General features: G+C 45.9%; 31 protein-coding genes. 30 read left to right on the top strand and 1 reads right to left on the bottom strand.

The window, feature by feature from the left end:
* The first annotated feature begins 73 nt into the window (after positions 1 to 73).
* The 25 genes from rplV to AB0L18_RS03150 all read left to right on the top strand — a co-directional run bounded on the left by rplV (position 74) and on the right by AB0L18_RS03150 (position 13,681).
* Positions 74 to 445: a 50S ribosomal protein L22 gene (rplV, locus tag AB0L18_RS03270; protein WP_367391151.1), complete on the top strand. Its 372-nt coding sequence runs from the start codon at positions 74 to 76 to the stop codon at positions 443 to 445.
* A 38-nt stretch (positions 446 to 483) separates the two neighbouring features.
* Positions 484 to 1,275: a 30S ribosomal protein S3 gene (gene rpsC, locus AB0L18_RS03265; protein ID WP_367391150.1), complete on the top strand. Its 792-nt coding sequence runs from the start codon at positions 484 to 486 to the stop codon at positions 1,273 to 1,275.
* 295 nt (positions 1,276 to 1,570) lie between these two features.
* Positions 1,571 to 1,990: a 50S ribosomal protein L16 gene (rplP, locus tag AB0L18_RS03260; protein WP_367391149.1), complete on the top strand. Its 420-nt coding sequence runs from the start codon at positions 1,571 to 1,573 to the stop codon at positions 1,988 to 1,990.
* 69 nt (positions 1,991 to 2,059) lie between these two features.
* Positions 2,060 to 2,320: a 50S ribosomal protein L29 gene (rpmC, locus tag AB0L18_RS03255; RefSeq protein ID WP_367391148.1), complete on the top strand. Its 261-nt coding sequence runs from the start codon at positions 2,060 to 2,062 to the stop codon at positions 2,318 to 2,320.
* 14 nt (positions 2,321 to 2,334) lie between these two features.
* Positions 2,335 to 2,592 (top strand): 30S ribosomal protein S17, encoded by a 258-nt coding sequence (gene rpsQ / locus AB0L18_RS03250; RefSeq protein WP_367391147.1) that lies wholly within the window; start codon positions 2,335 to 2,337, stop codon positions 2,590 to 2,592.
* A 109-nt stretch (positions 2,593 to 2,701) separates the two neighbouring features.
* A complete protein-coding gene (gene rplN, locus AB0L18_RS03245; protein ID WP_020535249.1) occupies positions 2,702 to 3,067 on the top strand; it encodes a 50S ribosomal protein L14 in 366 nt (121 codons plus the stop codon).
* Between the two features lie 27 nt (positions 3,068 to 3,094).
* On the top strand, positions 3,095 to 3,442 hold the full coding sequence (rplX, locus tag AB0L18_RS03240) for a 50S ribosomal protein L24 (RefSeq protein ID WP_367391146.1): 348 nt from the start codon (positions 3,095 to 3,097) through the stop codon (positions 3,440 to 3,442).
* Entirely contained in the window at positions 3,442 to 3,999 is a 558-nt protein-coding gene (rplE, locus tag AB0L18_RS03235; RefSeq protein ID WP_367391145.1) for a 50S ribosomal protein L5, read from the top strand. Before rplX ends, rplE begins: the two co-directional genes overlap by 1 nt.
* A gap of 5 nt (positions 4,000 to 4,004) precedes the next feature.
* Positions 4,005 to 4,274 (top strand): 30S ribosomal protein S14, encoded by a 270-nt coding sequence (gene rpsN / locus AB0L18_RS03230; RefSeq protein ID WP_367391144.1) that lies wholly within the window; start codon positions 4,005 to 4,007, stop codon positions 4,272 to 4,274.
* Positions 4,275 to 4,455: 181 nt separating this feature from the next.
* Positions 4,456 to 4,866 (top strand): 30S ribosomal protein S8, encoded by a 411-nt coding sequence (gene rpsH / locus AB0L18_RS03225; RefSeq protein ID WP_367391143.1) that lies wholly within the window; start codon positions 4,456 to 4,458, stop codon positions 4,864 to 4,866.
* Between the two features lie 33 nt (positions 4,867 to 4,899).
* The gene (gene rplF, locus AB0L18_RS03220) at positions 4,900 to 5,454 is read left to right on the top strand and encodes a 50S ribosomal protein L6 (RefSeq protein ID WP_367391142.1); all 555 of its coding nucleotides are present in this window, start codon (positions 4,900 to 4,902) and stop codon (positions 5,452 to 5,454) included.
* A 114-nt stretch (positions 5,455 to 5,568) separates the two neighbouring features.
* Positions 5,569 to 5,922, top strand: coding sequence for a 50S ribosomal protein L18 (gene rplR / locus AB0L18_RS03215; RefSeq protein ID WP_367391141.1), 354 nt, complete (start codon positions 5,569 to 5,571; stop codon positions 5,920 to 5,922).
* Between the two features lie 21 nt (positions 5,923 to 5,943).
* Complete coding sequence (rpsE, locus tag AB0L18_RS03210) at positions 5,944 to 6,462, top strand: 30S ribosomal protein S5 (protein ID WP_367391140.1); 519 nt, start codon at positions 5,944 to 5,946, stop codon at positions 6,460 to 6,462.
* Between the two features lie 29 nt (positions 6,463 to 6,491).
* Positions 6,492 to 6,671 (top strand): 50S ribosomal protein L30, encoded by a 180-nt coding sequence (gene rpmD, locus AB0L18_RS03205; RefSeq protein WP_367391139.1) that lies wholly within the window; start codon positions 6,492 to 6,494, stop codon positions 6,669 to 6,671.
* A gap of 47 nt (positions 6,672 to 6,718) precedes the next feature.
* Complete coding sequence (gene rplO, locus AB0L18_RS03200; protein ID WP_367391138.1) at positions 6,719 to 7,165, top strand: 50S ribosomal protein L15; 447 nt, start codon at positions 6,719 to 6,721, stop codon at positions 7,163 to 7,165.
* An 11-nt stretch (positions 7,166 to 7,176) separates the two neighbouring features.
* Positions 7,177 to 8,547 carry a preprotein translocase subunit SecY gene (gene secY, locus AB0L18_RS03195; protein ID WP_367391137.1) on the top strand — a complete coding sequence of 457 codons (1,371 nt, stop codon included), beginning with the start codon at positions 7,177 to 7,179 and terminating at the stop codon, positions 8,545 to 8,547.
* Between the two features lie 68 nt (positions 8,548 to 8,615).
* Positions 8,616 to 9,434 carry a type I methionyl aminopeptidase gene (gene map, locus AB0L18_RS03190; protein WP_367393130.1) on the top strand — a complete coding sequence of 273 codons (819 nt, stop codon included), beginning with the start codon at positions 8,616 to 8,618 and terminating at the stop codon, positions 9,432 to 9,434.
* Positions 9,435 to 9,545: 111 nt separating this feature from the next.
* A complete protein-coding gene (infA, locus tag AB0L18_RS03185) occupies positions 9,546 to 9,764 on the top strand; it encodes a translation initiation factor IF-1 (protein ID WP_020535237.1) in 219 nt (72 codons plus the stop codon).
* Positions 9,765 to 9,804: 40 nt separating this feature from the next.
* Positions 9,805 to 9,921, top strand: coding sequence for a 50S ribosomal protein L36 (gene rpmJ / locus AB0L18_RS03180; protein WP_367391136.1), 117 nt, complete (start codon positions 9,805 to 9,807; stop codon positions 9,919 to 9,921).
* 50 nt (positions 9,922 to 9,971) lie between these two features.
* Positions 9,972 to 10,349 carry a 30S ribosomal protein S13 gene (gene rpsM / locus AB0L18_RS03175; protein ID WP_367391135.1) on the top strand — a complete coding sequence of 126 codons (378 nt, stop codon included), beginning with the start codon at positions 9,972 to 9,974 and terminating at the stop codon, positions 10,347 to 10,349.
* A 12-nt stretch (positions 10,350 to 10,361) separates the two neighbouring features.
* Positions 10,362 to 10,757 (top strand): 30S ribosomal protein S11, encoded by a 396-nt coding sequence (rpsK, locus tag AB0L18_RS03170; protein WP_020535235.1) that lies wholly within the window; start codon positions 10,362 to 10,364, stop codon positions 10,755 to 10,757.
* Between the two features lie 48 nt (positions 10,758 to 10,805).
* On the top strand, positions 10,806 to 11,417 hold the full coding sequence (gene rpsD / locus AB0L18_RS03165) for a 30S ribosomal protein S4 (protein WP_367391134.1): 612 nt from the start codon (positions 10,806 to 10,808) through the stop codon (positions 11,415 to 11,417).
* A gap of 150 nt (positions 11,418 to 11,567) precedes the next feature.
* Positions 11,568 to 12,566, top strand: a complete 999-nt coding sequence (locus AB0L18_RS03160; protein ID WP_367391133.1) for a DNA-directed RNA polymerase subunit alpha — start codon at positions 11,568 to 11,570, stop codon at positions 12,564 to 12,566.
* Positions 12,567 to 12,754: 188 nt separating this feature from the next.
* Positions 12,755 to 13,237: a 50S ribosomal protein L17 gene (gene rplQ / locus AB0L18_RS03155; protein WP_367391132.1), complete on the top strand. Its 483-nt coding sequence runs from the start codon at positions 12,755 to 12,757 to the stop codon at positions 13,235 to 13,237.
* Between the two features lie 195 nt (positions 13,238 to 13,432).
* Positions 13,433 to 13,681, top strand: a complete 249-nt coding sequence (locus tag AB0L18_RS03150) for a hypothetical protein (protein ID WP_367391131.1) — start codon at positions 13,433 to 13,435, stop codon at positions 13,679 to 13,681.
* A gap of 121 nt (positions 13,682 to 13,802) precedes the next feature.
* Here the strand turns inward: AB0L18_RS03150 and AB0L18_RS03145 are convergent, their stop codons facing one another.
* Complete coding sequence (locus AB0L18_RS03145; protein ID WP_367391130.1) at positions 13,803 to 14,549, bottom strand: hypothetical protein; 747 nt, start codon at positions 14,547 to 14,549, stop codon at positions 13,803 to 13,805.
* A gap of 176 nt (positions 14,550 to 14,725) precedes the next feature.
* Here AB0L18_RS03145 and AB0L18_RS03140 point away from each other — a divergent pair, with 176 nt between their 5' ends.
* The 5 genes from AB0L18_RS03140 to AB0L18_RS03120 all read left to right on the top strand — a co-directional run bounded on the left by AB0L18_RS03140 (position 14,726) and on the right by AB0L18_RS03120 (position 24,106).
* A complete protein-coding gene (locus tag AB0L18_RS03140; protein ID WP_367391129.1) occupies positions 14,726 to 16,336 on the top strand; it encodes a PKD domain-containing protein in 1,611 nt (536 codons plus the stop codon).
* Positions 16,264 to 16,464, top strand: a complete 201-nt coding sequence (locus AB0L18_RS03135) for a T9SS type A sorting domain-containing protein (RefSeq protein ID WP_367391128.1) — start codon at positions 16,264 to 16,266, stop codon at positions 16,462 to 16,464. Before AB0L18_RS03140 ends, AB0L18_RS03135 begins: the two co-directional genes overlap by 73 nt.
* An 825-nt stretch (positions 16,465 to 17,289) precedes the next feature.
* Positions 17,290 to 20,616, top strand: a complete 3,327-nt coding sequence (secA, locus tag AB0L18_RS03130) for a preprotein translocase subunit SecA (protein ID WP_367391127.1) — start codon at positions 17,290 to 17,292, stop codon at positions 20,614 to 20,616.
* A gap of 495 nt (positions 20,617 to 21,111) precedes the next feature.
* Positions 21,112 to 23,361, top strand: a complete 2,250-nt coding sequence (locus AB0L18_RS03125) for an ATP-binding protein (protein WP_367391126.1) — start codon at positions 21,112 to 21,114, stop codon at positions 23,359 to 23,361.
* Positions 23,351 to 24,106 carry a response regulator gene (locus AB0L18_RS03120; protein WP_367391125.1) on the top strand — a complete coding sequence of 252 codons (756 nt, stop codon included), beginning with the start codon at positions 23,351 to 23,353 and terminating at the stop codon, positions 24,104 to 24,106. The genes AB0L18_RS03125 and AB0L18_RS03120 overlap by 11 nt, the downstream gene beginning before the upstream one ends.
* The last annotated feature ends 110 nt before the right edge of the window (positions 24,107 to 24,216 follow it).

The raw sequence follows: 24,216 nt of genomic DNA, 5'->3' as shown, positions 1-24,216 counted from the left end.
ATGAGAGAATGAAGAAATGCTGAAATAATTAGCATTCCAGCATTCCAACATTCACGCATTAATTATAAACATCATGGAAGCAGTAGCCAAACTCAAGAGCGTTCCGATGTCGGCCAGAAAGATGCGTCTGATAGTCGACAACATACGCGGGAAAAAGGTAAATGATGCCCTTGATATCCTACGCTTTAGCAAGCAGGAAGCTGCGCAATGGCTAGAAAAAGCCCTCTTGTCAGCAGTAGCCAATTGGGAATATAAATTGGATGGCCAAGAAAGTGCTGACGATTACGGATTGTACGTTAAAACCGCCTTCTCTAACGAGGCAGGCATGTTGAAGCGTTTCCGTCCTGCGCCACACGGTCGGGCACATCGCATCCGCAAGCGTAGCAATCACGTTACGCTTATTGTAGAAAACAGTTTACCTCTCGCTTCGGAAGAAGAAGAGTAGGGAAAACTAATTGTTAAAAATTAACGAGTCCTAGACACATGGGTCAGAAGACTAATCCTATTGGTAATCGTTTGGGGTATATTCGCGGTTGGGATTCCAACTGGTATGCTGATAAAGGTTACGCAGATAACGTTGTTGAAGATGAAAAGATTCGCACGTATCTCGCCGCTCGTATCCAGAAGGGTGGTATTGCTCGTACCATCATTGAGCGCACACTCAAGCGGATCACGGTAACTATCCACACCTCTCGCCCCGGTATTATTATCGGTAAAGGAGGCCAGGAAGTTGATCGTATCCGGGAAGAGCTCAAGAAGTTGACTAGCAAAGATGTGCAAATCAATATCATCGAAATCCGTAAGCCGGAGTTAGATGCGAATATTGTTGCTGAATCTATCGCTAAGCAATTAGAAGCACGGATCAACTACCGTCGCGCCATTAAAATGGCGATTCAATCAACCATGCGTGCCAATGCCGAAGGTATCAAAGTACGTATTTCTGGTCGTTTGAATGGTTCTGATATGAGCCGTACGGAAGAGTACAAAGAAGGTCGTACACCTCTGCATACGTTCCGCGCTGATATCGACTACGCACTTCACGAAGCACTTACCGTTTACGGTATTATCGGTGTGAAAGTTTGGATTTGTAAAGGCGAAGTCCTTGGCAAACGTGACTTGCACCCGAATGCTGGCCTTACAGGAAGTGAAGGTGGCAGTGGTAATAGTGGTGGCGGAGATCGCCGTGGTGGCCGTGGCGGAGATCGTCGTGGTGGCCGTGGTGGAGATCGTCGCGGTGGTGGCGGAGATCGCCGCGGTGGTGGCGGACGTCGCTAAAAAAAAATTATTGCTGGCAAATACCCGGATTTACCGGGTATAATTGCCTCAATTTCAGCAACTGGCGTTAATTAGTTAGGCTATCAGGTGAGATCCTGCGCTAGTCTTTGCTAACGGGGATAATCGTGAAGATTTGTGCCCGAATTGATTTTTGATTATCAGAAAATAGCTGTACCTTTGCCAAGCTTTTTCGGAAGCGGGTTAGATACGGCTTATTTTTGCCAATTAAAAGACCCGTGTGAAGAGCCGGGCCTGTCCCTCTGGAGTAGCCAAGGGCAGCTAAAAATAATGACCAATGTTACAGCCGAAAAGAACGAAATATCGCAAGCAGCAAAAAGGACGTAATCGCGGTGTCGCAAAGCGTGGGACCCTGGTATCCTTTGGCTCATTCGGTCTTAAGTCCATGGAACTTGGCCGTATCACCAACCGGCAAATTGAAGCCGCGCGTATCGCAATGACGCGTTACATGAAGCGTGAAGGTAAAGTATGGATTCGTATTTTCCCCGATAAGCCTATCACTTCCAAGCCTTTAGAGGTGCGGATGGGTAAGGGTAAGGGTAACCTGGATCACTATGTGGCACAGGTACAGCCCGGTCGTGTATTGTTCGAACTGGATGGTGTTCCCCGCGAAGTTGCTGAAGAAGCACTCCGTTTGGCAGCACAGAAATTGCCAGTGAAAACAAAGACCATTACCCGCCCAGATTACGAAGGGTAATATCATATAATCAGTCTGAAGCTAGTGTAATTTATTACGCAGCTTGCGAAAAATTTTAAATAAAGGACAATGGCAACCAAAAAATATTTGGAACTGCAAGAGTTCTCTGACACGGACCTTCAGGCTGAACTGGAGGCCACCGAGAGCAGATATCAGAAGATGAAGTTTGACCATGCTATTACTGGCCTGGACAATCCTCTAGTGTTGCGCGAAGTTCGTAGGGACATCGCTCGCTTAAACACAGAAGCTCGCCGCCGCCAATTGGCTGCTGCTTCAGAAGAAGAACTCGCTAATCGTAGTAAAATCAGAGCTCGTCGCAGACGTAGCTAGTAATTCAGCTAAAAATGGAAGAACGTAATCTTCGTAAACAGCTAATCGGTATCGTTACCAGTGACAAGATGGACAAGTCTATCTCGGTTTCTGTAGAACGCCGTATTCAGCACCCCATTTATGGAAAGTTCGTCAAGAAGTCAAACAAGTTTATGGCGCATGACGAAAAGAACGAGTGTAATATTGGGGATAAAGTGCGCATCATGGAGACGCGCCCAACAAGTGCCCGCAAACGTTGGCGCTTAGTTGAAATCTTGGAGAAAGCCAAGTAATAAAAGCAGTTTTGGTGGCTTGGCCGCCTATGCTGTTATTCATTGAAATTAACTAGAGTTATCAACGCGATAATCGACGTTGCGCTAGCTCTGCAAATATTTTGCCGTCATGATCCAGCAAGAATCCCGGCTCCGTGTAGCCGACAATAGTGGCGCCAAAGAGGTGCTTTGTATCCGTGTTTTAGGCGGGTCTAAGCGTCGTTACGCTTCTGTTGGCGATATGATCGTGGTATCTGTTAAAGAGGCAGCTCCCGGTGGTATTAAGAAAGGAGCGATCTCTAGGGCCGTAGTGGTTCGTACCAAGAAAGAGATCCGTCGCCGCGATGGTAGTTACATTCGCTTTGATGACAATGCAGTTGTACTGCTGAGTGCTAGCGAAGAACCTCGCGGAACCCGTATTTTCGGCCCTGTTGCCCGTGAGCTTCGTGAGCGTGACTACATGCGTATCGTTTCTCTCGCACCAGAGGTATTATAAATCATTCACGGCCCGAATACTTGAACCATGAAGAAAGTAAATCAGAAACGCTTTGCTCCCAAGCTGAAGATCAAAAAGGGAGATAAAGTTGTTGTTATCGCGGGTGCCTACAAGGATCGTAGCAAGGTTTTGGAAGTACTGGAAGTAATTCCTAGCGAAAACCGTGCGATCGTTGAAGAGGTGAATATTCGTAAGAAGCACCAGAAGCCAACCCAGGACAATCCTGGTGGCATCATCGATAAAGCAGCTCCTATCAACCTTTCTAACTTGATGTTAGTAGATGGCACAGGAGAGCCTACCCGCGTTGGCCGTAAGGCTGGTGACGATGGCAAAATGAAACGTTATTCCAAAAAATCCGGGGAAATCTTAGACTAATGAGTTACACACCGCGATTAAGAAAAAAGTATTACGAAGAAGTAATACCTGCTCTGCAAGAGCAATTCCAGTATAGCAGCGTGATGGAAGTTCCTCGTCTGTTGAAGATTTGTATCAACCAAGGTGTTGGTCAAGGTACTCAGGACAAGAAGCTGGTCGACAATGCTGTTGGAGAACTTTCTTTGATCACCGGCCAAAAAGCCGTGAAGACCAAAGCAAAGAAGTCTGTCTCTAACTTTAAGTTGCGTGAAGGTATGCACATCGGTGCTCGCGTGACTTTACGTCAGAAGCAAATGTTTGAATTCCTCGACCGTCTGGTATCTGTGGCTTTGCCTCGGGTGCGTGACTTCCGCGGAATTAATGACAAAAGCTTTGACGGCCGTGGTAACTATACCATGGGAATCAAAGAGCAGATCGTTTTTCCTGAAATCGACCTGGATAAGGTAAGCAACATCACGGGAATGGACATCACTTTCGTGACCAGTGCTAAAACCGATGCTGAAGCACTAGCGCTATTGAAAGCACTAGGTCTTCCTTTCAAGAATCAGAACAACTAGAAATAATGGCTAGAAAATCACTCATCGCCCGCGAAAACAAGCGTCAACGCATGGTTGATCGTTATGCTGAGCTGCGCACGAAGCTGAAGGAAGAAGGACGTTGGGAGGAATTGGATAAATTACCTCGTAACTCTAACCCTATCCGTCTTCACAACCGTTGTCAGTTGACCGGTCGCCCTAAAGGCTACATGCGTAAATTCGGTATTTGTCGGGTAAAGTTTCGTGACTTGGCACTCCACGGTAAAATCCCTGGAATCACCAAGGCTAGCTGGTAAAAGTTACTTGCTAGAATCATTGGATGGTTAGCGTATAGACCCTACCATCTACTTTTTTAAAGCCCGGATAAATAATCCGGCAGTGTAAGGGTGCAAATGCTTTGGCACTTATTACACATTATCTATCAACAGGGGTTCAGGTTCCTGCATTTGGAAAACCGAACCACGAAATGGACACGTCATGGCAGTTACAGATCCTGTAGCCGACTATTTGACCCGGATTCGTAATGCTCAAATTGCTGGGCACCGGGTAGTCAGTATTCCAGCTTCTAACCTCAAGAAGCGCATAACCGAGATCCTCTACGATCAGGGTTACATTCTTAAGTACAAGTTCGACGAAGAAGATAAAAAGGGTACGCAAAGCAGCATTAAAATCGCACTCAAGTACGATAAAGCTACTCGCCAGCCGATTATCCGTGAACTTAAGCGAGTCAGCAAGCCTGGTTTGCGCAAGTATGTAGGTAGTGATAATCTTCCTCGTGTAATCAACGGTTTAGGTATTGCAATCATTTCTACTTCTAAAGGCGTTATGACCGACAAGCAAGCTCGGCAGCACGGTGTAGGAGGAGAGGTGTTGTGCTTTGTTTCCTAACCACTTCTATTTAAGAATTCTAAAAGCAGAGCCATGTCAAGAATAGGTAAAGCTCCCATTGATATACCTCAGGGTGTTTCCATCGACGTAAGCAAGAGTAACTTGGTTACCGTTAAAGGCCCGAAAGGAGAATTAAGTCAGCAAGTTGATGCTGATCTAAGCGTCGGCATCGAAGACGGTGTCCTGACGGTAGGTCGTCCAACTGATTCTAAGCGCCACCGCGCCGCTCACGGTTTGTACCGTTCACTGATCAACAATATGATTGTCGGTGTAACAAAAGGTTATACCCTGGAGATGGAAGTGATCGGTGTTGGTTACCGTGCTGAGACGAAAGGTCAAATGTTGATCCTTACGGTCGGTTACTCTCACCCTATTTACTTTATGATTCCTGATGAAGTAGCGGTAGAAGCAGTCAACGAGAAAGGTAAAGCTCCAGTCGTGAAACTTGATTCTATTGATAAGCAATTGGTAGGACAAGTCGCGGCTAAAATCCGTGCCTTCCGTAAGCCAGAGCCTTACAAAGGAAAAGGTATTCGCTTTAAAGGAGAAGAAATCCGTCGTAAAGCGGGTAAGACTTCTAGCAAGTAATCAGTTAATTAGCCGTCGGGGCATTGACCTCATTAATACGGCGATAAGTTGGGTCTTGGGAAAAGTTAACAGTAGTTGTTGCTTGTTCACTAAGGCCAATAAAAATAAGCAGCGATGCAATTAACAAAGGCAAACCGCAGAAAGCGCATTCACATGCGCATTCGCAAAACAGTTCGGGGTACTGCTCAGCGTCCACGTCTGAATATATTCCGTTCTAATCGTTATATTTACGCTCAGCTCATCGATGATGTTCAGGGGCATACCTTAGCACAAGCAAGCTCTTTTGAGCCTGCCGTTGCTAATGCAGGAAATAAATCAGAACAATCTGCTGCTACCGGTAAGCTGTTAGCAGAGCGCGCTAAAGCTGCAGGTATCGAATCTGTGGTTTTTGACCGGGCTGGATATTTATATCATGGCCGCGTGAAAGCGCTGGCGGATGGCGCCCGCGAGGGAGGCTTACTATTTTAATCATTAAGAAGCTTTTTGGTAATGGCAAAGAAAAATTCTAACCGGGTAAAACCGGCCGAAACAGAACTGAAAGAAAAGCTCGTTAACCTTAACCGGGTAGCTAAAGTGACTAAAGGTGGTAGAACCTTTAGCTTCGCAGCGGTAGCAGTTGTTGGTGATGGCAATGGTACGGTAGGTCATGGCCTGGGTAAGGCACGTGACGTATCTCAAGCGATCAGCAAAGCGGTTGATGATGCTAAGAAGAACCTAATAAAGGTGCCTATCCACAATGGTACTATCCCTCACGAACAGAAAGGGAAGTACGGTGCTGGTAAGGTACTCATCAAGCCTGCTTCTGATGGTACAGGAGTAATTGCTGGTGGTGCTATGCGCGCTGTACTGGAAATTGCTGGTGTACACAACGTACTGGCTAAGTCTCAGGGGTCTTCTAACCCGCACAACGTGGTGAAAGCCACAATTGATGCTCTGCAGCAACTACGTAGCCCTATGGTGATCGCAAAGCAGCGTGGCATCTCAATGGAAAAGCTTTTTGAAGGATAGGGCTTTAAGCCTGTAAAAAACCGTCGGCCATGGCTAAGGTAAAAATAACACAGGTTAAGAGCCTGATTGATCGTGCAAAGCGTCAAAAGGATACCGTGAAAGCGTTGGGTCTGAAAAAGATGAACGACACGGTCACTATCGAGGTAACTCCTCAAATTCAGGGAATGATCAACAAGGTTGCTCACCTGGTAAAAGTGGAAGAAGCTTAAGGTTTAAACCCTAAGCAATTAACGAAGCTATTAAATCGCATAATATAATGGAACTCCATAGTCTCAAACCAGCGTCCGGTGCTGTAAAAAGCCGTAAGCGTATTGCCCGTGGTCAGGGTTCTGGCCGAGGAGGTACGTCTACTCGTGGTCATAAAGGCGCCAAGTCGCGTTCTGGTTACAAAAGTAAGCGTAGTTTCGAAGGTGGTCAGATGCCTCTTCAGATGCGCTTGCCTAAGCGCGGATTTAAGAGTCCTAATCGCGTCGAATACGTAGCCCTCAATTTGGGTCGCTTACAAGCGATCAGCGAAAAGCACAGTGTTGATACCATTGATATGGAGACGCTGTTGAAGCTGGGTATTGTTCGCAAGACGGATTTGATTAAGATTTTGGGTACTGGTGAATTGACCGCCAAGCTGACTGTAACGGCCCATGCTAGCTCTGAAACTGCCAAGGCAGCGATCGAAGCGCAGGGTGGTTCTCTCACTATCCTCTAAAAAAGACCACCATGAAAAGGTTTATCGATACGCTAAAAAATATTTGGAAGATTAAGGAATTGCGCCATCGCATCCTTTTCACGCTTGGTTTACTTTGGGTATTCCGGCTGGGATCTTTCATTGTCTTACCAGGTGCCGATCCTGCTGTGCTACAAGCACAAATGGGTGGTGGCAGCGGCGACAACTCGCTACTGGGATTGATCAATGTTTTCTCCGGTGGAGCCTTTAGCAATGCTTCTATCTTTGCCTTGGGCATCATGCCATATATCACAGCGAGTATCATCATTCAGCTTTTAGGCTTTGCTGTTCCTTACTTTCAGCGCTTGCAGCAGAAAGAAGGAGAATCTGGCCGTAAAAAGTTGAACCAGATCACACGTCTGCTGACGGTAGCGATCACCCTCGTACAGGGTGGTGCTTACCTCACCTACGTAAAGTCACTCGGTGCTGTTGATAATTCTGTTCCTGAAAGTATTTTCTGGCTCTCTGGAATTATCATCCTCTCAACGGGTACTGTCTTTGCCATGTGGTTGGGTGAGAAAATTACCGACCGTGGTATTGGCAACGGTGTTTCTCTTTTGATTACTGTAGGTATCATCGCTACGCTTCCTACTGCCTTTGTCTTCGAGTTACAAGGACGTTTACAAGCTGGTGGCTTCCTGGTCTTTGTACTGGAAATGGCAGCATTGTTCCTCGTTTGTATGGCAACAGTAATGATTGTAACCGGAGTTCGTAAGATCCCTGTACAATTTGCCAAGCGAATGGTGGGCCGTGGAACGGGTAATATCCCGGTTGCCGGTGCGCGTGATTACATTCCTCTGAAAGTGAATGCTGCCGGAGTAATGCCAATTATCTTCGCTCAGGCTTTGATGTTCCTTCCTGGACTTGCTGCACAAACGGCAGGTGCTGATGCGGAAACAAGCTGGTTGGTACAGAAATTGAATGATTTCACTTCTGCACCATACAATGCCATCTACTTTGTATTGGTAGTAGCCTTTACTTACGTATATACAGCCTTAATCGTTAATCCCTCCAACTACGCTGATTACCTCAAACGCCAGAATGCTTTTATTCCAGGTGTAAAGCCAGGTAAGCCTACGGAAGAATTTATTGATTCGGTGACTACCCGTATCACACTTCCTGGCTCAGTATTCTTGGGTCTGATCGCGATCATGCCTGCTTTTGCAGCGGCTTTTGGTATCAATAACTTGTTTGCTGCCTTCTTTGGTGGTACTTCTTTATTGATTCTTGTAGGGGTTGTATTGGATACACTTCAGCAGATCGAAAGCCACTTGTTGATGCGCCGTTACGACGGTCTCGTTAAAGAAGGTCGGGTATCAGGTCGTAGCAGTAGCCGTATGCAGGGTATTGGTGCTAATATGTAAGAAAGCCCTCCTAAGCGAGAGTTAAACAACAGGATAAGCGTAATAGTATGGCGAGGAAAGGACGTAAAATGATTTATAAAACGGCAGAAGAGATCGAATTGATTCGTGAAAATTGTCTGCTGGTTTGTAAAACACTGGCTTATGTGGGCAGTATGTTACGTCCGGGGATGACTGGAGAAGAGATCGATACGAAAGCGGAAGCTTTCATTCGTGATCACGGGGCGGTACCAGGGTTTAAAGGACTCTATGGTTGTCCTTCAACTTTGTTGGTTTCCCGTAATGAAGCAGTCGTACATGGCTTACCTTCGAAAGACCAGGTGTTTCAGGATGGAGATATACTTTCCATTGATTGTGGCACCTATATGAATGAGTTCTACGGCGATGCTGCTTACACTTTTTGTGTAGGGGAAGTGGATGAAGAAACGCTGCAATTATGCAGAGTGACCAATGAATCACTTTATATAGGCATCGAAAATGCACTGGTTGGTAAACGTGTAGGAGATATCAGTCATGCTATCCAGCACTATACCGAAAAAGAGCATAACTATTCTGTTGTACGTGAACTTGTAGGCCATGGTCTAGGAAAGTCGATGCACGAAGCACCTGATGTGCCTAACTATGGACGGCGTGGGCAAGGGCCTGTGCTAAAAGAAGGATTAGTGATAGCGATTGAGCCAATGGTCAATATGGGGCGCAAAGATGTGCGAACATTGCATGACGAATGGACAATTGTGACTAAAGATAAAAAACCGGCAGCTCATTATGAGCATACCATCGCGGTAACCAAGGACGGTCCAGATATTTTGAGCAATCACGAAGTCATTATCGAAGCGATACAAAAGAATCCTAATGTGATTCCAATTGTGCGTGAGATGAGTGTGAGTTAGGCTTGAAGTTGTAGCTGTTTTTGTTAACCCAATAGCTCCTTTGTAAAAAAAAGAGCTGGGGTGTGGAGAATTTATCAATTAATTGTATCTTTGCACTCCGAAAATCGGAATATGAGTAAAAAGAATCTAATAAAACAGGACGGTACTATTCTTGAAGCCCTGTCCAATGCGATGTTTCGTGTGAAGTTGGAAAACGGCCACGAAATTACCGCAACGATCTCTGGAAAAATGCGGATGAACTATATCCGAATTCTTCCTGGTGACCGTGTGGCAGTGGAAATGTCTCCTTACGACTTAACTCGTGGGCGCATTACCTACAGGTACAAATAATTGATACAGAAACGTTACAGATTCGCAAAATACGCAAACCATGAAAGTAAGACCCTCCGTTAAGAAGCGTTCTACCGACTGTATAGTGGTCAGAAGAAAAGGAAAGGTTTACATCATTAACAAGAAGAATCCCAAGTTCAAGCAACGTCAGGGATAAAAAAAACTAGACGGAAGTATAGCACTTCCCTCTCTAAATACAGACAGACAATGGCACGAATTGCTGGAGTTGATTTACCAAGAAACAAACGCGGTGTAATAGGTCTTACCTATATCTACGGCATCGGTCCTACATTGGCCAAAGAGATTCTGGCCAAGATCGAGGTTAGTGAGCACACTAAGGTTCAGGATTGGACGGATGATAACATCAAAGACATTGCAACCATGCTCCAAACTGATTACCAGGTGGAGGGTGAATTGCGTACAGAGGTACAGACCAACATCAAGCGATTGATGGATATCGGATGTTACCGTGGTCTTCGTCATCGTAAAGGATTACCACTTCGGGGCCAACGTACTCAAACTAACGCTCGTACTCGTAAGGGTAAGCGTAAGACTGTCGCAAATAAAAAGAAAGCAACCAAGTAATTTTTTTGATCCATGGCTAAAGCAAATACCAAAAAGACAGCTAAGAAGAGAAAGGTACGGGTCGAACCGGAAGGTAAGGTCTTCATCCAGGCTTCTTTCAACAATATCATCATTTCTATTACGAATAAGAAAGGTGATGTGATTTCCTGGTCTTCTGCCGGAAAATCAGGATTCCGTGGTTCTAAAAAGAATACACCATACGCTGCACAGGTTTCCGCTAGTGAAGCTGCTCGTACAGCTTATGATGCTGGTCTGCGCACGGTAGAGGTTTTCGTTAAAGGACCAGGTTCTGGTCGTGAAGCGGCGATCCGTGCCATCGATGGTGTAGGAATCAAAGTGTCTCGTATCAAAGACGTAACACCTGTTCCACACAACGGTTGTCGTCCACCTAAGCGTCGTCGGGTATAATTCCCCTCGAACCTTAATTAATTTTTCAGCGAAAATTATCCTTCCGAAATGGCAAGATATACTGGCCCCAAGACAAAGAAAGCTCGCGCATTTGGCGAAGCTATCTACGGCTACGATAAAAGTTTTGAGCGTAAGAAGTACCGCCCCGGACAGCACGGCAATAGCCGTCGTCGTCGTCAGCAATCCGACTACGCCCTCCAGCTTATGGAAAAGCAAAAGGCTAAGTACACTTACGGTGTGCTAGAGCGTCAGTTCCGTAACCTGTTTGAAACGGCAGCTTCAAAAAGTGGTGTTACCGGTACGGTACTGCTACAATACCTGGAAGCTCGCCTTGATAACGTTGTATTCCGTTTAGGTTTAGCACCTACTCGTCGTGCTGCTCGTCAGCTCGTTAACCACAAGCATATCGTGCTTAATGGTCGAATCAACAGCATCCCTTCTGCTCAGTTGCGTCCTGGTGATGTAGTTGCGGTTAAAGGCAAATCTCAAGGTTTGCAAGTTATTCGCGAAAGCATGGGCACTAAAGGTGATTCTCGCCGCTTCGGTTGGTTGGAATTCAACCACGACAAAATGGAAGGCCGCTTCATGGATTACCCTGAGCGTGACGCCATTCCTGAAAAGATCAACGAACAGCTTATCGTAGAATTGTATTCTAAGTAAGCTTCCTGATAAAGGAAAGAACGATATCTCGGCCGATTGTCGTTCTTTCCTTTTACTATATGTTTACGGAATCGCGGGTTAAACCGGGTTCCGCATTCTGATGTTAAGAGAATAGCTATTCATTCCCCACCAAAGATTATACACAAGCGTATGAGCATCTTGAATTTTCAGAAGCCCGACAAAATCGTCATGGAAAAAGCCAATGATTTTGAGGGACTTTTTGAGTTCAAACCACTCGAACCGGGCTTCGGTCAAACTGTCGGCAATTCATTGCGCCGCGTACTCCTTTCTTCATTGGAAGGTTTCGCTATTAGTGCTATCCGGATTGCAGGCGTTGAACACGAATTTGGTACGATTCGCGGGGTAGTAGAGGATGTGATCGAAATCATCCTTAACCTGAAGCAGGTTCGTCTGAAGCAAATGATTGCTGACGAGGATGTACAGGAAGAAAAAGTATACCTCACTATTAGCGGTAAAGAAGAATTCCGGGCTGGTGATATCGAAGAACACACCAACGTGTTCAAAGTCATGAACCCAGATCTGCTTATCTGTACGATGGAACCTTTTGTCAACTTGGAAATTGAACTTACCGTTACCAAAGGTCGTGGTTATGTTCCTGCTGATGAAAATCTGCCCAAGGACGCTCCCATCGGTGTTATCCCTATTGACGCGATCTACACGCCCATCAAAAATGTGGCTTACACGATCGACAATTTCCGTGTTGGTCAGCGTACTGACTACGAGAAACTGACGATCAACCTCAAAACGGATGGTACTATCCACCCGGAAGAGGCTATCAAAGAAGCATCAAGAATCCTGATCCAGCACCTGATGCTGATCACGGACGAGAATATCACCTTCGATTCAGCGGGTACCCGCGAAGAGAATATCGTTGATGAGCATATTCTGCACATGCGTAAATTGTTGAAGACTTCTCTGGAAGACCTCGACCTTTCCGTACGTGCTTACAACTGTCTGAAGGCAGCTAAGATCAATACCCTGGCGGAGTTGGTGCGTTACGATACACACGAACTACTTAAGTTTCGCAACTTCGGTAAGAAGTCATTGGTAGAAATCGAAGAACTTCTTCAGGAGAAAGGGCTCACCTTCGGTATGGACTTGTCTAAGTACAAGTTGGACGAAGAGTAAGATTTGTTGAAAGTTGTTAGTTGATGGTTTACAACACAAAAGCCATCAACTATCAACCTACAACTATCAACCAAAAATAACACAGGTTCCCTGCAAGGGATAATATCATCTACAATAACTGCGATCTGCTTGAAGCTATACCTGTTAAGCTGCTGATCAAAGTGTTGTGAAGTTAAACAAATTCAACCATGCGTCACGGTAAGAAATTTAACCACTTGGGCCGTAAAGTCGGTCACCGCAAAGCATTATTACGCAACTTGGCGATCTCTTTGATCGAGCACAAGCGTATCAACACAACTTTGGCGAAGGCCAAAGCACTGCGTGTTTTTGCAGAGCCTATCATTACTAAAGCTAAAGATGATTCTACCCACAATCGTCGTGTTGCTTTCAGCTACTTGCAAAACAAAGAAGCAGTAAAAGAATTATTTGGTGACATCGCTAAGCGTGTCGGTGATCGCCCTGGCGGTTACTTACGTATCATCAAAACCGGTACTCGGAAAGGTGATGCTGCGGAAATGGCCATGATCGAATTTGTAGACTTCAACGAAGTATACACTGCTGGTAGCGATAGCACCAGTGGAGGTAGCCGTCGCCGCCGTCGTGGTGGTAAAGGCAAAGGTGGTGCTACTGCCGCTGCTGCAACTACCGCTGCTGCACAGGAAGAAGAGTAGATGGGTTAGATAGTTTGTTGGTTCGAGAGTACTATTTTTGCTCATTGATCTTCCAACTATCTAACTTTTCTACAATCAAACCTAGACAAAGCCGATTCTCTATCATAGAGGGTCGGCTTTGTTAGTTTTGGGATGAAAGACAACTGTAGGCAAATTGCATGCAGTTGTCTTTTTGCTTATCTTAGAAAGAAAAACATGCCTTCCCTTCAAATCAAGAAACTTCTTGAAGCACTATACGAAGCACTGAAAGAAGCTGCTAATCGGGAGCACCGGAGCCTGAGTCAGCAGGCTATAGTCGCTTTGGCTAAAGGATTGGAGTATCCCTTTTTAGGAAAAGAGCGAAGAGTTGAAGTATTAACTAGAATTGAAGGACGGGTCACTCGCTGGAGTTATCTGACAGCTGAGGATGCCGTAGACTTCCTACAAGAAGACCGTAACCGATGATTTGTACCTGCATCTTGCGCAACAGCATAAGGCAACGCTACTCACCTTGGATAATCGGTTGGTGCAACTAGCTAAGGAATTGAATATCAGTGTTGGAAAACTCCTTTGAGACCAATGGCGATTACTCCCACTTTACCCGCGCCTGCTCTTCCAACTCCGTCATCGGGTACCGATCGACCAATTGATGTTGGAAACTGGGCGCTCCCTCCCCGTAATCGCGGGCATAAAAAACGAGGCCCAAGCCTTTGGCATAAATCTCCTGGCCAGTAAAGCGAGGTTCAATATCACCGATGATCGAGTCGCGCTGGTCTACGGAGCCATTGATGGCGAAGTGGATGGCAGGGTATTCCTGCCCCTCGTAAATATAAGTGGTGTCGCCCTGGAACTGTCGGTTGATCAGGATGGTGGTGCTACCGTGGGGTTGGGAGGGCAATTGAAAACGGACTTGGTAGATGAATAATTCAGAACCGTCTTCTTTGACCTCAAAGGGAAAAACGTTGGCGCTAAGGATGTTTCCAATCGCTTGTTGCTGCTGGCCCATGCTATCGGTCTCGAAAAGGTAGAGGTTGCGCAGTAGGATACCATTGTTGACCATCTCTTCCCGGTAGAGACTGCTGGGGATAAAGTCGCTCTTGTAATAGGCTTTGGTGAAATAATAAGCCGAATCGGTAGGGATGGCGCGGTAGTACCAATAGTCGGCTGCGAGGGAGTCGTACTGCACATCGCGGTATTCATAAACGAGGCCATCGGTGAGTTCCCGCAAAGGATAGTAGTAATCGCGAATATCACGGAAGCCATCATCCTGGCAGCTGGTGAGGGGGAATAAGACGATTGTAGCAAAAAAGAGGAGGAAGAAGTTCGTTTTCATAGGGCAAAGATAGGGGAGAATTGGGTTACCGGTGCTATTGATGAAGGTAATGAACTTGCCATTTTTTCGAATCCAACGAAGGGTGTGTTGTTTATTAACCTTCCATTATCTTAGAGTAAATTAGTGAATTCAGAGGAGGGGCATTACTTACATGCGCCTCCCCCAAAAGAAATACTATGTCAAGAATTTACATTTCTCTGGTTTGTACGTTTTTGTTTTTTGTACCCAAAGAAGGGAAAGCCCAATTCCACGATAATCACTGGATGATGGGATATAATGGAGGAAGTGCATCGGAGCCTAATGATTCCTTTGGTATCTCTATTCTTTCCTTTTACAATGGAGAATTAGCCATTGAAAACAACCAAGACATTGACCTTGAATTTGATGGTGCAGGAAGTGCTTTTTCCCGTTTTTCAGGAGATCTCTTGTACTTCTCTAACGGCATTGAAATCCGTAACTTTGATAATGACTTAGTTGTTGACGGGAACTTTGGTGGAGAGGCTGGGGATATTGAGACACTTCGTCCACAATCCTTTATTTTCTTACCTCTTTTTACAGGAAACAATCCCCTTCTTTCTTTTGTTAGAATGAGGTATACAAACGACAGTCCAAGGTTAGGAAAAGAAGTCCTATCTTCTAAAATAGATGGCTCTTTAAATGGAGATATTGGACTAGTTTATGAAAAGGATCAGCGAATTGTTTATGATTCATTAGCAACGAGTGGCCTCACTGCTTGTAAGCATGCGAATGGACGGGATTGGTGGGTTTTAGTACCTAGAGCAGACCAGAATATTGTATATTCTATTCTGGTTTCCCCCAATTCTGTTCATGTAGTTGACACCATGTATGTGGAATTACCTATGGCTAATGGATTAGGTCAATCTACTTTTACCCCTGATGGGACTAAATATATTCGGCTGAATTTAGTAGAGTTTGATACTCCGGAACCCTTAGATATTTTTGACTTTGATCGTTGTACTGGCCAATTAACTAATCATAGGCAGACTAGCGTTGGCACTGATGCTTGGGCAGGAGGTATTGCAGTTTCTATTTCCTCTCAATACCTCTATGTATCCCATTACAACCATGTCTTTCAGTATGACCTCTGGGCAGAAGACATTTTCAGTACCAAAGACACTGTTGCCACTTATGATGGCTACCTCGAATGGAATTTCTTCCATAGCCGCTTTTTTCAAGCACAATTAGCTCCTGACGGGAAGATATACCTGAATTGCTCCTCCGGGGTAAAAGTACTACACGTCATCAACCAGCCAGATGAAGGTGGACTTGCTTGTGATCTTGTACAGCACGACATCCATCTTCCTAATAACAACGCCTTCACCCTCGCTAATCATCCCAACTATCGCCTCGGCCCCATCGACGGCAGCCCTTGTGATACCCTTGGGATTGATAACCTCCCCCGCGCGTATTATCGCATAGATCGTAACCCCGAAGACACCCTGGATTTTCACTTCCAGGATTTGAGTTTTTATGAACCTGATACCTGGGCCTGGACCTTCGGTGATGGTGGCATGAGTACAGATCGGCATCCTGACCACACCTATGCCAGCCCTGGTATTTATGAAGTATGTCTTACCGTAAGCAATGATTTGGGCAGCGATACTGATTGCCGTATCCTGGAACTTGGCCCGGTAGCTGTTGATGATCACAGGCACTCACCTTTACTACCTTTCCCAATCCAGTACAAGATGTTTTGGTCTTTGACCTTGGTGATTACTATCCACTCAACGGTCAATTCCGGCTTTACAATACTGCTGGACAATTAGCGCTTTCTCAGCAAGTACTCTACTCACAGGTACGGATGCAGTTAGCTCCTCTTCCTGCGGGGATTTATTTTTACGAGTTTTGGGATGCTGGGGTGAAGCTGGGGCAGGGGAAGGTGGTGAAGGGGTAGGTGGTTAGATGGTTGATGGTTTCTATGATCGGTGTAATTGAAGGTTTGTCGCACTTTAGGGAAATAGGGCGAACCCGCCATAAATGACGGGGAACCAATACAAAAACCACTAATTTGTAGCACACTCAATTAATCATCGATCGCAGATGGAAGAATTAGGAAAAAGCAGCGAGTTAGGGTTATTAGAGATTCTTTAAAAAGAATCTAGAAGCTAAGCGACGCCGGATAAATAACTGTCAGATTTCCAAGGAGTGATTTTGGCTTTACTCTTCGTTAAAGAACCGCCTCCCTTAGCTACGGCTAAGGTCGGGAACCTTCGCCTCGATTCGCTGCGCGGCTACTTCGTGGTAAAGTCAAAATCACTGACCTATTAAACCCGACACTTATTTATCCGGCGTCGCTAAACAATCCAGGGGAGTAAAGGTGTCGAACAACAATCAACCCTCCCATACAGGCCCGCGGCAAGGATAGCAGCGGTACCGAAGGTAAGAGCGGATAGCCTGGCACCGACGTCAGGAGGTGGCCGCCCAAATAATTGCCAACAGTTGGAAAGCACTTCGCAAGTGCCTTCCAACTACAAAGTGCCTTCCAACTGCAACAACGGCAGGCGATCTTGGTCATTTTCTGACAATATGGCGCAGTAACCGTTTTGGTACAATATCTGTACTGGTAGGAATAACAAAATGATTAGCCAAAGCTGATGGTTTAAAGAAACGATTAGTGCTATCTTTGCGTTTTTATTTAGATCTGCCATTAATAGCGTGTACTTTAGGAAACCGCGCAGTTTATGTTGCGCCATACTGACGAGTACCCAACACAAGATATATGTTTAAGAGCATCGCCTCCGGACTGAAAAATATGTTCGGCACCAAATACGACCGCGACGTGGCTATTTACCAGCCTGTAGTGGAGGAAATTAACGAAGCCCATGAACGGCTGGTTGGCTTGTCCAACGATGAGTTGCGGGCGAAGACCCTGGATTTTCGAACGCGCATTGCTGCTTATCTGAGTGAGATAGATGCAGAAATTGCACAGCTGAAGCAAGAGGCTGCCGAAGGCACTGACATCGAGGCCAAGGAGCAATTGTTCAAAGAGATGGATGCGCTGATAAAGCAGCGTGACGAAGAACTGGAGGTGATTCTGAAAGAAATTTTGCCGGAAGCTTTTGCGGTAGTCAAGGAAACAGCCAGCCGCTTTTCGAACAATGAAACACTACGGGTAACAGCTACCGAGCACGACCGCAAATTGGCGGCCAACAGCAAGAAAGGTTACATCAATCTGGATGGAGGCGAGGCTGTTTGGAAAAACACCTGGTTGGCTGCTGGTGGAGAGATCACCTGGAATATGGTGCACTATGATGTGCAGTTGATTGGTGGTATGGTACTGCACGACGGTAAGATTGCCGAGATGCAGACCGGGGAAGGTAAAACCCTGGTAGCAACCCTGCCAGCCTACTTGAACGGTTTGTCGGGCAAAGGGGTACACGTGGTAACCGTAAACGACTACCTGGCTCGTCGTGACTGTGAATGGATTGGGCCGATCATGGAATTCCTATTCCTGACGATCGACTGTATAGATAAGTACAAACCCCACTCACCGGAGCGAATCGCAGCTTATGCCTGTGACATCACCTACGGTACGAACAACGAATTTGGTTTTGACTACCTGCGTGACAATATGGTGCGCAACGCCAACGAGCGGGTACAGGGTAAGCACCACTATGCTATGGTGGATGAGGTAGACTCGGTACTGATTGATGATGCGCGGACGCCCTTGATTATCTCTGGTCCGGTACCGCAGGATGCTGATGATCAGGAGTATATGTCGCTAAAGCCATTTGTGGAGCGGCTGCTAGCTGAACAACGGAAGTTGGCTACAGATTACCTCAATGAAGCGAAAAAAGCTTTCAAAGAAGGCAACCTGGGCAACGAAGAAGGACAGGCCGGATTGGCGCTGCTGCGCTCACACCGAGCTCTGCCGAAGAACCGTCCGCTGATTAAATTTCTTAGTCAGGAAGGGGTGCGGGTGATCTTGCAGAAAGCAGAAAACTTCTACATGCAGGAGCAATCGAAGCACATGCACATCGCTGATGAGCCCCTGTTGTTTACGATTGACGAAAAGAACCGCCAGGTAGAACTGACGGAGCGTGGGGTGGAATACCTCTCTAAAGGCAAGGAAGACCCGAGCTTCTTTGTGATGCCTGATATTGCCATGGAAATGGTGAATATCGACAAGGACAATAGCCTTACGGATGAAGAGAAGGCCGAAGCCAAAAACCAGTTGGCGCAGGATTATTCGGTAAAGTCCAAGCGGGTACACTCGATGAGCCAACTGCTCAAAGCCTACACGTTATTCGATCGCGAAGAGGACTACGTGGTCATGGACGGGCAGGTGAAGATCGTAGATGAGCAAACCGGCCGGATGATGGAAGGCCGCCGCTATAGCGATGGTCTGCACCAGGCACTAGAAGCGAAGGAGAATGTGAAGGTGGGGGATGTAACCCAAACCTACGCGACGGTGACCTTGCAGAATTACTTCCGGATGTACCACAAATTAGCGGGTATGACCGGTACGGCTGAAACGGAGGCCAGTGAATTGTGGGAAATCTACAAGCTGGACGTAGTGGTGATCCCAACCAACCGCCCCATCCAGCGTGATGACCGCGAGGACATGGTGTACAAAACAGAGCGGGAGAAATTTAACGCCGTTGCCGAAGATATTGTAAAACTGAGTGAAGCAGGCCGACCTGTACTGGTAGGTACCACTACGGTAGATGTATCGGAAAAACTAAGTCGACTGCTGAACATGCGCGGCATTAGTCACAATGTACTGAACGCCAAGCAGCACCAACGAGAAGCAGAGATTGTAGCGGAAGCCGGCCGCGCGGGTAATGTGACCATTGCGACCAACATGGCGGGCCGGGGTACGGATATCAAGATCAACGATGCGGTGAAGGCTGCTGGTGGTTTGGCAATTATCGGTACAGAGCGGCACGATTCGCGGCGAGTGGATCGCCAGTTGAGGGGGCGTGCCGGACGTCAGGGAGATCCTGGTAGCTCGCAGTTTTACATCTCGCTGGAAGATAAATTGATGCGACTGTTCCAATCGGAGCGGATAGCCAAACTGATGGATGGCATGGGCCACCAGGAAGGGGAGGTGATTCAGCACAAAATGGTAACCAAGTCGATAGAGCGCGCACAGAAGAAGGTGGAAGAGAATGCCTTCGGGGTGCGTAAGCGCTTGTTGGAGTATGATGATGTGATGAACATCCAGCGCGAAGCGATCTACAAAAAGCGGGACAATGCTCTGGAAGGAGAGCGCTTGAGCGTGGATTTGAACAATATGTTTATCGGCTTGATCGAAGAGTTGGTGTATGCGCACAAAGAAGGTGGTTCGTTTGAAACCTTCGAACGCGCTTGTGTCTCTACCTTGGGGATGGACCCCAAAATAGATGCTGCTGACTTTAAAGAGCGTAAGGGAGAAGAGCTGGTGGAACTGGTGGAAGCGCAGTTCAAAGAATTCTACGAGCGTAAATACCAGAAGATTTCGGAAATGATCATGCCGCAGATCAAGCATGTTTACGAAACACAGAGTGATCGCTACAAGCGTATCTTACTGCCTTTCACCGACGGAAGTACCCATCCATTGAACGTTACTGCCGATTTGGAGCAAGCAGTAAAAAGTGAGGGTAAATCCGTAACGCGTGATATCGAACAAGCGGTAACACTGGCGATCATCGACGAAAAATGGAAGAACCATTTGCGAGGCATGGACGAATTGAAGGATTCGTCTCAAGCGGCTTCCTTCGAGCAGAAAGACCCACTGGTGGTTTACAAAATGGAAGCTTACAAACTGTTTGAAGGCTTGATTTTGGAGATCAATGAGTCAGTGACCAGCTACCTGGCAAAGGGCGGCTTGGCACTCAATCAGAATGTTCAGCAAGCAAAGGAGCAGAAGACCAACCTGAAAGCCACCCGTACCAATAAAACGGCAGACGAGGGCGAAAGGCTTCAACGTGCTGCCGCACAGAGTGCTGGACAAGGGCCGCGGCAAAAGCCAGAAACGTTTAAACGCGAAGAGCAGAAAGTGAAACGCAACGATCCTTGTCCTTGTGGCAGCGGCAAGAAGTACAAGCAGTGCCACGGGCGATAGCCCAAGGCTGATGCGATTGGCCGGTTAAATTCACGAATTTAACCGGCAAACACCGCGCGACCAAGCAGAAGACGGGCTAGTATAATTGCCACAAGAGATAAATAGACAACAGACGGCGGCATCCTTCGGGGTGCCGCCGTTTTTTATTTGAATCAAGGCAGGCAAAGCCAGTGCTTAAAATAGGGCATATATTACGAATATAACCAGCGTTGGGCAAAAACGAATTTTGCGTTTTATAGCTGCTAAGTTTTAAGCGAATAAGCTTAAAAATAGCATATCTTCTACCGGTTTCTTCGGAAGGCTATATTTTAGCGAATAGGGAGTACTGTGCAGGAGCCGAACGAAGTGGGGGACAGCGACAAGCCGGTCAACTGAATAGGAAGAGCTGCGAAGCATAATGACCACAGTCAACAACTACCGACAAAGCCTGTTTGATATGTTTTGGGCAAAAGAGCCAGGTAAATAACTAAGGACTAATTTAAAAGTTCCATTTACATGAGGTTATATCTAACAATCGTAATGGTCATAGTAATGATTAGCTTGGGGTACCGACAAATTTATCAGTATTTTCAGGCACCTAACTATGATGCAAAGGCTGGCGTGCTTGATTTGCGCAGCCACGACTGGAAAGAGAATCCTATTGTAAACCTCTATGGCGAATGGAATTTTCGAGGCAGACGCCTGGACGGTAAGTGGGATACGCTGATTAAAGCTCCGGTGCCTGGCTTGTGGAATGATCTTGATAGGGGGGATAACAGCTTTGCCAGCGGCATAGGCATTGGGGAGTATCAGCTTACCATCGTGAAGCCTCAGATCAAGGAGCCATTGGCCATAATGATTAACGACTATTTACCTAGCACCTATGAATTATATGGTGGCGATGGTGAGCAGCCTTTACTAAAAGTAGGTAAGATATCCGGCGATAGTAGTACCAGTATTGCAGCATACGGGCCGCGTTGGGTAAACCTACCGCGGGAGATTTCTGAAAAAGACACCCTTCATCTAAGGATGGTAATCGCGAACCATCATCATCGAAAAGGAGGGATGGGTAAACTTTTAGAATTTGGCCTGGCTCATCCGGTACGGGTAGCTTTCAATCGGCGGGTAGGAGTAGAGTTAGTTATTTCTTGTTTGTTGTTGTTTTTTGGCCTATTTAATATCAGTTTGTATTTCATTTTTGCGCGGGAGAAAATCTTCCTCTTTTTGGGCTTTTTTTGTGTGGTGGCTTTAGTGCGTATCATAGCATCTAATCAAAGCGTTATGCATTTGATTTGGCCAGAAGCCCCCTGGATTGTTGTACAACGGATGCGGTACGCGACAGTAAGTATTGGTTATCTTTTTATACTACTGTCTTTTCGAGAGATAATGCCGCGGTATATTCACCGAAAAGTTGCGAAATGGATGGTGCTGGCGGGCATACTGATAACGCTGGTCTTTTTAACTATCTCTGGTTATGGTGCCTCCCAGCTTAATAGATTGTTGCCGGCTTACGCTTTTGTCATTGTTACTTATTTGCTGCACCGAAGCACTAGGTACTGGCAAGACGGAAATATAAATGGTTCCCCATTTTTGATTGGTGGGTTGATCTACCTCATCTGTGGTATTCATGATTTTCTTCTGGCAAATAATTTAATTTATGGACAATACTATTCCGCTTACGGGTTCTTGGTGTTGGCACTGATGCAAGGCGTTCTAGTTATTCTGAAATTTGCTAAAATTTATAAAGCGAATAATGTGCTAGCGAAAGACCTGCAAGCGAGTAACCAAAAATTAATAGCAGCAGCTAGTTTACTGGAAGAAAAAGTACGAGAGCGCACCGAAGAACTTGACAAGCAAAACCAGCAATTACGAGCACTCCAAGCTTACAAGCACCGGATGACCTCAACTTTAATTCATGATTTAAAAACGCCTTTACAGATCATTATTGGCAGGAACCAACGCGATACGGGCGATCGAGCCACCTTACAGGCTAGCCAGAGAATGCTACTTTTCGTACAGAATCTCCTAGATGTCAATCGAGCAAAAACCGAGGGACTGACGCTGAGGTTTGAACCATTAAGACTGGTAGACATACTGGGGGAAAGTGTAGAAAGACTCATGCCTTTTGCTCAACATCATCAAGTCAGTATCGACATAAAGATGGATAAGTTGACATTTGTTTACGCTGATCGTTTTCTTACCGAGAGGATCTTCGACAATGTAATTCATAATGGCATCAAGTATTCCCCGGTTCAAGGCGTTGTTTCTATTTCAGTAGCGCTGACGGAGGAATACATCAATGTAAATATTGTAGATCAAGGCCCGGGCATTAAGGAGGAGGAAAGTGCATTGATATTTGATGCTTATCAGGGAGAAAAAAACGCAGAGGGTGCCCATGGATTAGGCTTGAGTTTCGTTAAGCTAGCGATCGAAGAGATGGGAGGGAGTGTTAGTTTTAAGAATAATACGGGTGCTTCAGGAAGTTGTTTTACCTTAAGTTTTCCTAAAAAAGGTCCATCGGAAGTTACTTCAAAGTCTTTTCCTTCCTTAAGCCAGGAGGAACGCAAGGTGTTTTCCAACGTAGTGGGTGCACTACTTGAAACTACGATTTATGATACTTCAACAATAAAATTACACCTGAGTAGCTTACCTGACGATGGCGGTTTTTTACCTTTGAAGGAAGTTTTACTCAACTTATCTTTCTCTGGGAATCGAGCAGATTTTATCGCTTGTATCCAGCAAAATATGGTAAAAGGTGAATTTTGATATCCTTTTGGTTGAAGATGATACCTTGCTCTGCAATTTTATTGTAGAAGAATTGGATGCTGACTATAAGTTGGCCGTAGTTCCCAATGGTCAGGCAGCACTAGATTTTTTGCAGGAAAATTCGTGTAGATTAATTTTGAGTGACTTGTTGATGCCCATCATGAGTGGTTTTGAGTTGTTGGAAAGGCTTAAAAAACATCCTCAATGGCAAAACATACCCGTCATTGTATTGTCCTCACTGAGTGGCAAAGAAGATCGCCTCAAAGTACTGCGGATTGGTATTGATGATTTTCTTCCTAAGCCTTTTTATGAAGAAGAATTAAAAGTAAGGGTAGACAATCTCATCCGGCGCTACGAACACTGGCGTAAACTATTAGAAAAGAAAATTGAAATAACAACATTACAAGAAGAAATACAACCAGCGACCCAGCAAAACTGGCTGCGAGAAGTAGAATTCATTTTGCAACAGCAACTACAAAATTCTCACTTCGGATTGGAAGACCTTTCTAAGGTGCTCAATCTTAGTGCCCGTCAAGTACGGCGTCGTATCAAGCAATATTCAGGTCTAAGTTATAGTATGTATTTGCGGGAAATTCGTTTGCATGAAGCCCGTAACTTACTGTTGGGCGGACAAGTTGAAACCATTGCCGAACTTTGTGCACTGGTTGGCTATGAAGATACCCACTACTTCTCTAAAATCTTTGAGCAACACTTTGGTCGAAAACCCATGAGTTATCTACGTTAAATAGATGTTTACAATGGCCAGCTAAGCCCTCGATTTAGCGTCAGCGGTCATTAAATTGGCCCCTGAGTCAGAATAATAGTCCACTTATTCAGGTCGAACCCTTTCTACCT

The sequence above is a fragment of the Lewinella sp. LCG006 genome (genome assembly GCF_040784935.1).
Classification (GTDB): Bacteria; Bacteroidota; Bacteroidia; order Chitinophagales; family Saprospiraceae; genus Lewinella.
The sequence above is the reverse complement of the archived record's forward strand: the minus strand, read 5'-3'. Positions and strand labels throughout refer to the sequence as shown.